We start from the raw sequence: 10,854 nt of genomic DNA, 5'->3' as shown, positions 1-10,854 counted from the left end.
AATTGGTATGAAGTGCAAAGAAACTTATTCACTTTAGTTGTGCGCGACTACATTGTGGACAATCTTACCAATGCTTGTGCTGCTTCATCAACATAGATTCATTTTTTTGTCAATGCGTAAGTCCTAAATATGTAAAGAAAACCCTTTCCTATTTGTTAGAAGCGTACATGAGATATCAGGGGATTCGGTTTTATGGTAGGGAAGGTTTTACTTTAGAAGAATCTGGCTATGCTTCGGGAACACCTGATGAATCTTATTGTATTGGTACTAATAAGGAAGTTCCTGATGTTGTGATTGAAATTATAGTTAATAGTGGCACAATTAAGAGAACTGAATTGTATAAACCTAAGCGAGTTTCAGAAGTTTGATTTTGGAGAAATCATAAAATCCAAATTTTTAGTTTAAATCCTGGTTTTGAATATGAAGAAGTGAACCAAAGTCGCTTTTTACCAGATTTGGATAAGGAGTTATTATTGCGGTTTTTAGCAATCCCTGATCAATATGATGCTGTATCTCAATTTATTGATTTTATTAGTGAAAAATAAGAATTTAGGTTCTTCGGTTCTTTTGATGAAAAACCTGGTTTAAAATCAGTGGAGCCTTATTGTGTAAGCATTTAATTAAAAATATGGAAATGATTGAAACTTATCACTTATGAATTATCTCTATCTTCACGGTTTCGCTTCCAGCCCCAATTCAACAAAAGCCCAAGACATTCAAGAAAGATTATCACAACACCACATCCCAATATCTATCCCTGACTTAAACAGTGGCGGATTTACTCACTTAACAATCACTCGACAAATTCAACAAATTGCGGTTCATCTTCCTGCAAATTCCCAACCCGTTACCCTCATTGGTTCTAGCTTAGGAGGTTTGATATCTGCCCATTTAGCACAACAACATTTACAAGTACAACGCCTAATACTATTAGCACCAGCGTTCGGTTTTTTATCCCATTGGTTGCCAAAATTAGGCAAAGGCTTAAAACTATGGCAATTAACAAAATATATGATGGTTTATCATTATGGTTATCAACAATTACTACCCCTACATTATAATTTTGTTACCGATGCTAAACAATATTCAGAAGATTTATTACAACGTCCCCTTCCCACCTTGATTTTACATGGTAAACATGATGAAGTAATTCCTATCCAAGCTAGTCGCCATTTCGCTATTTCCCGTCCTTGGGTGGAATTAATAGAATTTAATAGTGATCATAGCTTAGGCAATGTCAGCAATGAAATTTGGCAAGCAATTTATTCATTTTGTCAATTATCCTCAACAAATTTTCCATTATCAATCACCAATCACCAATGACAAATCTTAAATTTATTCGTGCCGATTTATCCCAACTTAATGCTTATAAAGCTCATCCTGGTAGTGATAGTGCTGAACCAGTCGCCATCCAATTTGATAGATTAGATACTAATGAAAGTCCTTTAGATTTACCACCGGAAATCAAAGAAAAATTAGCTTGGACTTATCAACACCTTATTGAAACTAATCGTTATCCCGATGGTGGACATGAAACTCTCAAAAATGCCATTTCCCAATATGTAAATGAATCAGCAAATCTGGCAAATTCAACTTTCACCGCTGCGAATATCTCCGTCGGCAATGGTTCAGATGAATTAATTAGATCCCTATTAATTGCCACTTGTTTAGGGGGAGAAGGTTCTATATTAGTCGCCAATCCTACCTTTTCTATGTATGGAATTTTAGCCCAGACTTTAGGCATTCCCGTAGTTACTGTAGGCAGAAACCATAGCAACTTTGAAACTGATTTAGCAGCCGCAAAATCTGCCATTTCCCAACCACAAAATCCTCCCATTCGCGTCGTTTTTGTTGTTCACCCCAATTCCCCCACCGCTAATTGTTTAACAGCAGCGGAATTGGAATGGTTAAAAAGTTTACCAGAAGAAATTTTAGTAGTTATTGATGAAGCTTACTTTGAATTTAGTCAAAGGACTTTAGCCAGTGAATTATTACAACATCCTAACTGGATTATATTACGCACCTTTTCTAAAGCCTTCCGTCTCGCAGCCATGCGTGTAGGTTATTGTATCGCTCATCCAGAGGCGATCGCAATTTTAGAAAAAGTTCGTCTTCCTTATAATCTTCCCAGTTTTTCCATCGCCGCCGCCCTCATGGCATTAGAAAATCGGCAACTTTTGCTAGAGTCAATCCCCCAAACCCTCCGCGAAAGAACCAAAATAATCACAGCCTTATCCGCACACCCAACCCTGGAAATTACACCCAGCAGCACCAACTTTATTTACTTGCGGATTAAAACCGAGGACGCTCAATCATCAACCACCGTTTTAACAAGTCTCAATCAAAAGCTGAGAAAGCAAGGGACTCTGATTAGACTTTTACCCAATGGCTTAAGAATCACTATCGGTACACCCGCAGAAAACACCCGCACCCTAGAACGAATAAAAGCATTATTGGAAGAGTAGAAACTAATTATGGCTTGCTGAAAGATTTATCTGTGAGGGGAGGTGACAGGGGACAGGGAAGGAATTTTCTTCTTTCTTATTTCTTCTTTCTTTCTCCTGAACTCCGAACTCCGTTATATGGCTAACGCCACGCTACGCTATCAGCAAGCCCTAATTACCACTCATTGCTTCCGATATCAATACCTACGCGACGAACTGTCGTTACAGTTTGTGTTAACACACCTACTAACATCGCAAAAGCCTCATCCGGGATACAAGCCACTATTTCAGATGGGAAAAATACCTCAAACTGATCAAGAATCTTTTGTACTCGTTCCTTAGCAATTGGATCTTCTGTAATTTGTTTAATCAGACGAATCCATTGTCGCCTAAGCAAATAAGCTTTTTGACGATCTTCATGGGATTCAGGAGTCAGCAAAGACAGATTGCCTATGGGCAAAATCCCTTGACAATCACTATCATGATTTCCACCAATCGCTGCTCCAGGTCCGGCAAACTCCGCATGGTATTCTTTAAAAAGTATTAACCCATTCCTTCTCCGACTATTAACCATGAGAATCTTGCCACCATGAATTAGTGTGAGGAGCTTAGAGCCATTCAATTGCCCATTTCCATCTGGCATGATAATTTAGTTAATAACACTGCTTTGAATGTGATAGTTTGATGTGGTATCCCCTATATTACCCTAGATAGTATAATTTATTTTAAGAATAAACACGCACCTTTAGTCACTTTAATTATCCTATTCTAGGGGATTAGTGCTAGATTTCAATCAATCCAGAGTCACCTTTATTTAAAGTCTCTGTAAAGATCAGCCATACCAAATAAACTAGAGAACAAGGAAAAAGGCAAATCTCACCCCTATCCCTTCTAAAAGTAGGAACTTCCATGTAATCCAAAATTTGCGGGAAATCCCATACAAAAATTGGCTTTCCCCTTCCCTCTCTCTGACTCCTGACTCCTCCTATATACGTTTATGCAGTAATATCTGACGTGAGCGATTAAAGAAAAGTCTATCCCAGGGAGATTCAACCTTATGTACCCGATATGCCAACTTAAAATAAAGCTGACGGGCATGATGATTATGTTCCAAAACGTGGAGATATAAGTCTTGAAATCCCCATGCCTGAGAAATTTGCTCACAGCGAATCAATAAACTAGAACCCACACCCAATCTACGGCAATCTGGATCAACAGCTAAATTAGATATATAAGGGAAACCCGGATTTACACCAACCCAAGAATCATGACCCCTAACACTCATTTCTATAGTTCCCATAATTTTCTGATCTTCAGTGGCAGTATCAACCGCAACTAAACAAATATGATGAGGTGTGGGAGACTTGAGCCGATGCCTGAGATCCTCATAAATACTTAGGCGAAACAAAGGGAAAGCCCAACCCCACAAACCTTCTTGGGAATGAAAGCTTTCAGCCACAATTTGGGCAATACTGATTAAATCATCAGGTGTGGCTACGCGAACTTGGAGTTTTCCAACAGTTAAAGTACCAATTTCTGGGCTTGCTTGGGGTTGGGTAGGGTTAAAAAACCAGAATTTCAAAGCTAATTAGGGATTAATTTGATTGATTGCAGGAATAAGGTTAAAAGCCTCTTGGTGGATCACTTGTTTAGATTATCAGAAGATAGGCTATTTAGGGTTTGCTGAATAAGTTTTAGGTATCAATGTCTTGTCAGCCGGGGATAACATCTGTAAGAGGGGATTTATCGCCCAGTGATAAGTTGATTATATTTGATGTTATCATCTCAATCAACAGGAAAGGTAATCAACCTGTATAAAAACTTAACTGCCTAACGGTAATCTGTGCCTTGACAATTAAATCTATGGGGTTCTACTGCATTGTTATAGTACCTCTAGAGGTTTACGAAAATAAAGTTCTGATCGCAAAAGTTATACTTCCCCAACTCCTTGTTTAAGAATATCCAAGCTTTGAATTAACATAATGCCAACGTTGACAAATAATCATTTAAATGACAGTTCCATTACATCTCAAGCATTCAGACGATATCATCATACAGGTGATCCACCTTGGTTATGGACTGTTGTATGTATTGGTTCTGTCTCTCTCCATTTGTTAGGATTTTGGTTAATGCGTTCATCTAATGAATTTCAAGCTTGGTTTCCCCAGTCTAACCAAAGTCCGATTCCCATTGATTTTATTGAAATTGCTTCCGAACCAAAATCCACAATTAAACCCCAATCTTCTTCACGTTCACCAAAATCAGCACCTATTACACCCAATCAAAATGATGGTGCGATAAGTTCTAAAATTAATTTACCAGAACAAGATAAAACTAAAAAGCCTGAAATTGAAAAAAAAGAAGTTAGAAAAACTGAAGTTGACAAACCTGAAATTGAAAAAAAAGAAGTTAGAAAACCTGAAGCTGACAAACCTGAACCCGAAAAACCACCAGTTAGACAACAATCCTATCCCACAAACCCAATACCAGAAGTAACACCAAGAATTCCAGACAGTGAACTTCCCTGGAATCGTCGTCCAGAATTGAAACTGGGTGAAGGAACTCTCCTTCCCCAAGACATTCCCACTGATTCCCCAACCCCCACAGCAGAACCTTCCGCAAATCCTCACCCAGAACCATCCCCAACCACCAATGGATTGGGCGCTATAGCTACCATTAGTCCTATACCCAAAGAAGAAGTTAGTGAATTAATCCAACAAAAACAACTCATAACAGATGCTTTACCGGATGTACTGGCTGAATATCAAGGAAGTACAGAAAAAGAATTAGAGACCAGTATACTTTCTAGCGACGAGGATCTCAAACCAGCAAATATACTGGCTAGTTTAGTAATTGATAAAAATGGACAATTTCAACAAGCGATAATCATAACCATTGAACCGGCCGCACTCCGCAGCCAAAAAAATATTTATGAGCAAGCACTTAACCAAATATTTGCACAAGAGACTTTTCTAGCTGCTTATAATCAAGACGGATCAAAACCAGATTTAAGCAATTTATATATTCGCCTCCAAATTAAACCCATAAATTCTCCATAACTACTTGCAATTTTATAAAAGCCATGTTATCTTAGTTAAATCGGCAGTACGCGGGTGTAGTTTAGTGGTAAAACTTTAGCCTTCCAAGCTAATAATGCGGGTTCGATTCCCGCCACCCGCTTTTTAATGGACGCACTACTCTATATTCCACATCCTGCACTTCATTGTGTATTACGGATACCAGTGTAATAGGTAGCAGAAATATTTTAAATACAAATACATAATTAGCCCAGTAATAAATATAGACAGTAACATAAAAATTGCCAACAAATTGCAATTAATAAGGTATTGACAATAAATTCAGGATCAAAAATGAGAGAATAATTTTGAATTAAATAAAAATACCCAAAAATATGAATAACCAAACAGAAGAATTTGAGAGTAAAAACTGAGATCATTTAGGAATAATAAGCGCGGGGCTATTTCATTCTAAAATTTAGACTATTGACAGTTAGCACAACTTGTCAATATTGTTACTTTCGTGTAATATACATTATTGTTTGTAAAAGTACCATTTTGCAACAACTTTTCTCAGTCACGAATTCAACATTATCTCAATAACTACACCAGGCAAAAATATGTTGTTTTTTTTCAAGTTGATTGATTACTTGTTAGCCGCAGTTGCGATCACATCAGGCTTCATTATTTATGTTGATTCTGGTAATCCACAATATGTAACTGCTGCCTCCGTTGCTTTAACTGTTTCTATTGGTTTATTTCTTTTCAATAGACAATCGGTAGATAATGCTAAAAAGGAATCACAAAAAACTGAGCTTTCCAAAAAAGCTGAACTCTATACATCTCTATTAAGCAATGGTACTACATTGGACTATAATACAGTTTTGCCGGCACGAGCTAAAGCCTTAGAATATTCTCAAGAATTGATTGACGATTATAAAAGTTCTCGAAATCTTGCCAGAACTCTTTACTATGTTTTGCAAATTTCTACCGTTATTTTGTCAGGTGTAACCCCAATTTTAGTGTTGGTGGACAAATTAGAAGCAGGACAAAGCTGGTTAAAATGGCTGCCTGTTATTTGCCCAGCAGTTGCTTCCATTGTTGCCAGTATTGTTACCTCATTTCCTTTTGAAAAAAATTGGATGGCTGCTAACAAAGCCGTTGAATTATTAGAAGCTGAACAGGAAAAGTTTATTTTGGGAATTAGCCCAGCCTATCGTTGTTATGATATTTCCGAAGAAGGTAAACAACAACAAAGAGTCAGTCAGGCAATAGAACTATTTATTAATCAAGTGAATAATATTCACCTCCAAATAGTTCAACCCAGCAGTGATTCAGAACAAGGGAATCAAGAAAAACAAGAGTCACCACAATCTGAAGAATCAACTACACAACAAAAAGTAGCTGCATAGTTTTGGTTTAATTACCAATTTAGGGGCGCAGGACAGAACACATCAATTTCTGGGCGCAGACCCTGCGCCCCTACGGAATTTCTGAAGGATCAAAAATGTCAGTTATCCCTGACATTACGGTTTATAGTAAAAAAACAGTTAGAATAGTGTAGACGCTCTTTTCCAGGGAGTCAACTTACTCGTGATTCTGATTAATTGCAACTTTGTATGAATTTAAATAGCCCGTCTGCCAATTCTTCCGATACATATTCCCAGCGTTTGGCAGACATTGTGGGAACACTGATCGCTCTGATCACTCTCACTTTACCAGTATTTATCATTGGCCACTATTCTTCTGTGAATGTTGAAAACAACCAACCATCCTTAACCTACAATCTATCTATTCGCGGAGATTAAAATATACAGCAGAATTTGAGACTTCAAACGGAGGATCAAGGGCAGGGAGTTTTCTTCTTGAGCCTTTTTTGTGGATCATTGGTGAAATTCACCAGTATTTTAGAAGGAATGTTGGGGAAGAGATCCACAATGCCTTAAGATCTTACACTGGGAGCAAAAATGGCTGCTGCCGCCGATTCACTTTTAGTAAAGGAGTTTTATTGTGGATTTATCTTTGATTCCCGCCCAACCAAAGCCAGGTGTAATTAATGTCCTGATTGAAATTGCTGGTGGAAGTAAAAATAAATACGAATACGATAAGGATTTACAAGCATTTGCCCTAGATCGGGTTCTCTATTCTTCAGTTAAGTATCCTTATGATTATGGTTTTATCCCCAATACCTTGGCTGATGATGGCGATCCGTTAGATGGTATGGTGATCATGGATGAGCCAACATTTCCCGGTTGCGTTATTGCCGCTAGACCGGTTGGTTATTTGGAAATGATTGATGGTGGCGATCGCGATGAAAAAATTCTTTGTGTTCCCGATAAAGATCCGCGCTATGCTCATGTATTCTCCCTTAAAGACATAGCCCCTCATAAACTGGAAGAAATTGCCGAATTTTTCCGTAGTTATAAAAATTTGGAAAAGAAGGTAACACAAATTCTCGGTTGGCAGGATGTTGATAAGGTAGCCCCCTTAGTCGAAAAGTTCATTCAGGCAGCTAAAGCTAAAGCATAATAGATTATGGGTGATGGTAATGTGAATTACTCATTACCCACTAAACCAATAATTGTGGAATGATCAGTAACAACCTACTGATCTGATCCCACCTGAGTTCGACATAAGATAATTTTTGGAAAACTGCCCCAAATATGAGTCTCAAACCCTGATGATCTCGTTGAAAAAATCATAACTCCGTTCGCGTAGCGTCTCCGAAGGAGAAACTCCTAACACCGAACTCAGGTGATCCCCGAATCTCTCACTGGTTGCAAAAAAATTTAAAATCAAATGCAGCGCACTCTCTTATCGGCAAAAATTCATAACTGTACACTCACAGCGGCAAATATTAATTATGTGGGCAGTATCAGTATTGACGAGGTTCTCTTGGCAAAAGCTGGTATCTTCCCTTACGAGCAGGTACAAGTAGTGAATATTGCTAATGGTGAGCGTTTTATTACTTATACTATACCTGCTCCAGCTAATTCGGGAGCTATTGAGTTGAATGGAGCAGCCGCGCGTTTAGGCGTAGTTGGCGATCGCTTGATTATCATGACTTACGGGCAGTTTACTATGGAAGAGTTAAAATGTTACTCTCCTACTGTTGTCATTGTGGGTGAAAAAAACCAGTTATTAGAAGTGCGACATTATGAATTTAACCCAGAAACATCTTGATTTGGTGCAGTTTAGCAGCTAATAGACCACTGGTAATTAATTCGGCGGCTTTGTCTATACCAGCTTGCATATCTGGACAAATCTCACTGCGCCATAGGTAAAAACCACCATTCCAGAGGGCTGTTTGCATTAATTCGCTGGCTTTTCCCGTCAAAACCCCTTGCATATCTTGAATGAGTTCTTCTGTAGTAGTTAGAGGAACATTTTTAGTGGTAAAGCCATATTCACGGGGTGAAAGTTGTAGACGGGTTAATGTTTCTGGACTTGATGAAGATAAACCGATAATGGCTGTGCGTTCGCGTGGTAAGTCACAACTACCTTCTAAACCTTTCACAAAAGTATATTTTGTGATCCCACGTAATCCTAAAGCGGCTTGAAAAATTGCTTCCGTGGGTGGATGAACAAAACCGGCAATAATATGGGCTTCCCCCATGTATGGACACCAAATTAACTCCATTGTTGCTAACGGTGGACGTTTCCCCAATTGATCACGATATTCCCACAAAGTTTGATTTAAAGGAAAATGTTTGGGTGTGTAAATAAAGCCAATTCCTGTTTCTTCAAAAATCCCCTGGGTTTGTTCCAGTGATAAACCAGTCCAATCTATTCCTAAACCTTGCCAAATCTCGATTAAAGGTAAACCATATTTAGTGGGTAAGCGATCTCCGCCGTGCATAATTACAGGTTGTCCCGCAGCAGCTAATAACAAAGCCGTAATGATATTGATGGGTGCAGTACGGGTTCTGCCATCATAGGGTATACCTAAAACGATGACAGGTTGGGCTATTGCCGACAATTTGGGGCCAAGTTCATGGTAGGTATCTAACATCCCTGCTAACTCTTCCCCAGTAGGGCGCTTAATCCGATGGGCAATTAAAAACGCGCCAATTTGCGTTGGTGTCGCTTCAGCTAATAACATCATTTTTGTCGCGGTAGCTGCTTCAGCACGGGTTAAATTATCGGATGTGTGACTTCCACTACCTACTTTTTGGATAAATTCTCGAAATTTATTGGTCATTTGTTAGTTGTCAGTTGTCAGTGGAAAAAGGCAATAAAGGCAATAGTTTATATTTTTAATTTTTAATTTCTGGAATATTGTCCTTGACAAGGTGCCAAAAATATTGTATGGGAGGAATATGGAGACGATCTTGAGTTGTTACCATGACTACCTGACGAGTTAGAGGGGAATTATTGCCTAAATCATTATTTTCGTATAGGGGACGAACTGCCAGGGTAGGGTCATATTTGGCTTCTATGAGTGCTGACTGGGGAAGTAAGGCAATGAGTTCTCCTTGACGAACTACCCCCCGAAAGGCATCGAGGGTGTTTACTTCTAAAGCTGCTTTCAGTGTAGTTTTCATCTGTTCAAACTTATCTTGAATCAGACGTTGCATTCCATAACCATCCTTAAATACTACTTGAGGGTAACGAATTAACTCTAGCCAGGGGATAGACTCATATTTAGCTAGGGGATGATTGGCTGCGGTGAGGACTTCTATGGGTTCTTCGTATAGGAATTCTATAGCCATTTCTTTGCCTGTGATCAGAAAGCGATTGTGCATGACAATTGCTAAGTCTACCAAACCATCTTTGAGGACTTTCAGAGAGCGATCGCTTCCTAATGATGTGACTCGCAATTGGACATCTGGATAATAATGACAAAACTTTTGTAACACTGGTGGTAAGTAATAAGCACAGACCGAGTGTATTGCTGCAATACATAGTTCCGGTTGCTTGCCTCCCATTAAATCTGTTAATTCCTGTGTAGCCAAGTCCCATTCCTGGCAGATTTTATGCACGCGAGGAAGTAACCGTTCACCCCCTAACGTTAATTTGGCATGGGAAGTTCTATGAAATAGTTCTATCCCTAAATCTGCTTCTAATGCCTGAATTTGCCTACTAATGGTTGATTGAGTCACACCACATTGTTTTGCTGCTTGTTGAAAGCTGCCAGTTTGAACAATCGCCAAAAAGGCTTGCAACTGCTCTAGACGCATTTTGATTTAACCCAAGTAAAAATTATAGCTCTTATTAATTTAACGGGCTATCTGTATAATTTTAATTTAATTTAATTAATTGTCTAGTATTTAATTTACATAACCAAATTAGCAAAAATACTTGCGAATACTGAATTGATGTGTTGTATAGCGATTCATATAGTGGATTGGTGATTGGTGATTGGAAAATTCTTTCACCCTGCCCCCTGCCCC

General features: G+C 38.6%; 11 protein-coding genes, 1 tRNA gene and 1 pseudogene. 9 read left to right on the top strand and 4 right to left on the bottom strand.

The genetic code is table 11. The features are described from left to right. The first annotated feature begins 167 nt into the window (after positions 1 to 167). The 3 genes from IQ226_RS23085 (at position 168) to IQ226_RS23075 (ending at position 2,465) form a co-directional block, all read left to right on the top strand. Entirely contained in the window at positions 168 to 368 is a 201-nt protein-coding gene (locus IQ226_RS23085; protein WP_193899290.1) for a hypothetical protein, read from the top strand. 286 nt (positions 369 to 654) lie between these two features. Beyond that, positions 655 to 1,323 (top strand): YqiA/YcfP family alpha/beta fold hydrolase, encoded by a 669-nt coding sequence (locus tag IQ226_RS23080; protein ID WP_193899287.1) that lies wholly within the window; start codon positions 655 to 657, stop codon positions 1,321 to 1,323. Beyond that, a complete protein-coding gene (locus IQ226_RS23075; protein ID WP_193899285.1) occupies positions 1,320 to 2,465 on the top strand; it encodes a histidinol-phosphate transaminase in 1,146 nt (381 codons plus the stop codon). The genes IQ226_RS23080 and IQ226_RS23075 overlap by 4 nt, the downstream gene beginning before the upstream one ends. A gap of 154 nt (positions 2,466 to 2,619) precedes the next feature. Here the strand turns inward: IQ226_RS23075 and IQ226_RS23070 are convergent. Then, a pseudogene (locus IQ226_RS23070) lies at positions 2,620 to 3,093 on the bottom strand (hypothetical protein); the annotation flags it as partial. 336 nt (positions 3,094 to 3,429) lie between these two features. Then, complete coding sequence (locus IQ226_RS23065; protein WP_193899283.1) at positions 3,430 to 4,026, bottom strand: GNAT family N-acetyltransferase; 597 nt, start codon at positions 4,024 to 4,026, stop codon at positions 3,430 to 3,432. Between the two features lie 400 nt (positions 4,027 to 4,426). On the opposite strand from IQ226_RS23065, the gene IQ226_RS23060 reads away from it, so the two are divergent. The 6 genes from IQ226_RS23060 to panD all read left to right on the top strand — a co-directional run bounded on the left by IQ226_RS23060 (position 4,427) and on the right by panD (position 8,644). Continuing rightward, positions 4,427 to 5,503 carry a hypothetical protein gene (locus tag IQ226_RS23060; RefSeq protein WP_228039626.1) on the top strand — a complete coding sequence of 359 codons (1,077 nt, stop codon included), beginning with the start codon at positions 4,427 to 4,429 and terminating at the stop codon, positions 5,501 to 5,503. Positions 5,504 to 5,553: 50 nt separating this feature from the next. Next, positions 5,554 to 5,624 (top strand) — tRNA-Gly (locus IQ226_RS23055). 457 nt (positions 5,625 to 6,081) lie between these two features. Then, the gene (locus tag IQ226_RS23050) at positions 6,082 to 6,873 is read left to right on the top strand and encodes a DUF4231 domain-containing protein (RefSeq protein ID WP_193899281.1); all 792 of its coding nucleotides are present in this window, start codon (positions 6,082 to 6,084) and stop codon (positions 6,871 to 6,873) included. A 207-nt stretch (positions 6,874 to 7,080) separates the two neighbouring features. After that, positions 7,081 to 7,269 carry a hypothetical protein gene (locus tag IQ226_RS23045; protein WP_193899279.1) on the top strand — a complete coding sequence of 63 codons (189 nt, stop codon included), beginning with the start codon at positions 7,081 to 7,083 and terminating at the stop codon, positions 7,267 to 7,269. A gap of 202 nt (positions 7,270 to 7,471) precedes the next feature. After that, entirely contained in the window at positions 7,472 to 7,990 is a 519-nt protein-coding gene (locus IQ226_RS23040; RefSeq protein ID WP_193899277.1) for an inorganic diphosphatase, read from the top strand. Positions 7,991 to 8,260: 270 nt separating this feature from the next. Then, a complete protein-coding gene (gene panD, locus IQ226_RS23035; protein ID WP_193899275.1) occupies positions 8,261 to 8,644 on the top strand; it encodes an aspartate 1-decarboxylase in 384 nt (127 codons plus the stop codon). Here the strand turns inward: panD and IQ226_RS23030 are convergent. Both IQ226_RS23030 and IQ226_RS23025 read right to left on the bottom strand, forming a co-directional pair. Beyond that, positions 8,625 to 9,662, bottom strand: coding sequence for an anthranilate phosphoribosyltransferase family protein (locus IQ226_RS23030; RefSeq protein ID WP_193899273.1), 1,038 nt, complete (start codon positions 9,660 to 9,662; stop codon positions 8,625 to 8,627). The two genes, panD and IQ226_RS23030, sit on opposite strands and share 20 nt — an antisense overlap. Positions 9,663 to 9,717: 55 nt before the next feature. Further along, complete coding sequence (locus tag IQ226_RS23025; RefSeq protein ID WP_193899271.1) at positions 9,718 to 10,641, bottom strand: LysR family transcriptional regulator; 924 nt, start codon at positions 10,639 to 10,641, stop codon at positions 9,718 to 9,720. Positions 10,642 to 10,854: the final 213 nt, after the last annotated feature.

Source organism: Dolichospermum sp. LEGE 00240 (genome assembly GCF_015207875.1).
GTDB classification, from domain to species: Bacteria; Cyanobacteriota; Cyanobacteriia; order Cyanobacteriales; family Nostocaceae; genus Dolichospermum; species Dolichospermum gracile.
The sequence above is the reverse complement of the archived record's forward strand: the minus strand, read 5'-3'. Positions and strand labels throughout refer to the sequence as shown.

What these genes read in the sequence shown, in the direction of transcription:
- IQ226_RS23085 (WP_193899290.1), top strand. Translation starts at nt 168, where the DNA reads ATGAGATATCAGGGGATTCGGTTTTATGGTAGGGAAGGTTTTACTTTA.
- IQ226_RS23080 (WP_193899287.1), top strand. Translation starts at nt 655, where the DNA reads ATGAATTATCTCTATCTTCACGGTTTCGCTTCCAGCCCCAATTCAACA.
- IQ226_RS23075 (WP_193899285.1), top strand. Translation starts at nt 1,320, where the DNA reads ATGACAAATCTTAAATTTATTCGTGCCGATTTATCCCAACTTAATGCT.
- IQ226_RS23060 (WP_228039626.1), top strand. Translation starts at nt 4,427, where the DNA reads ATGCCAACGTTGACAAATAATCATTTAAATGACAGTTCCATTACATCT.
- IQ226_RS23050 (WP_193899281.1), top strand. Translation starts at nt 6,082, where the DNA reads ATGTTGTTTTTTTTCAAGTTGATTGATTACTTGTTAGCCGCAGTTGCG.
- IQ226_RS23045 (WP_193899279.1), top strand. Translation starts at nt 7,081, where the DNA reads ATGAATTTAAATAGCCCGTCTGCCAATTCTTCCGATACATATTCCCAG.
- panD (WP_193899275.1), top strand. Translation starts at nt 8,261, where the DNA reads ATGCAGCGCACTCTCTTATCGGCAAAAATTCATAACTGTACACTCACA.
- IQ226_RS23030 (WP_193899273.1), bottom strand. Translation starts at nt 9,662, where the DNA reads ATGACCAATAAATTTCGAGAATTTATCCAAAAAGTAGGTAGTGGAAGT.
- IQ226_RS23025 (WP_193899271.1), bottom strand. Translation starts at nt 10,641, where the DNA reads ATGCGTCTAGAGCAGTTGCAAGCCTTTTTGGCGATTGTTCAAACTGGC.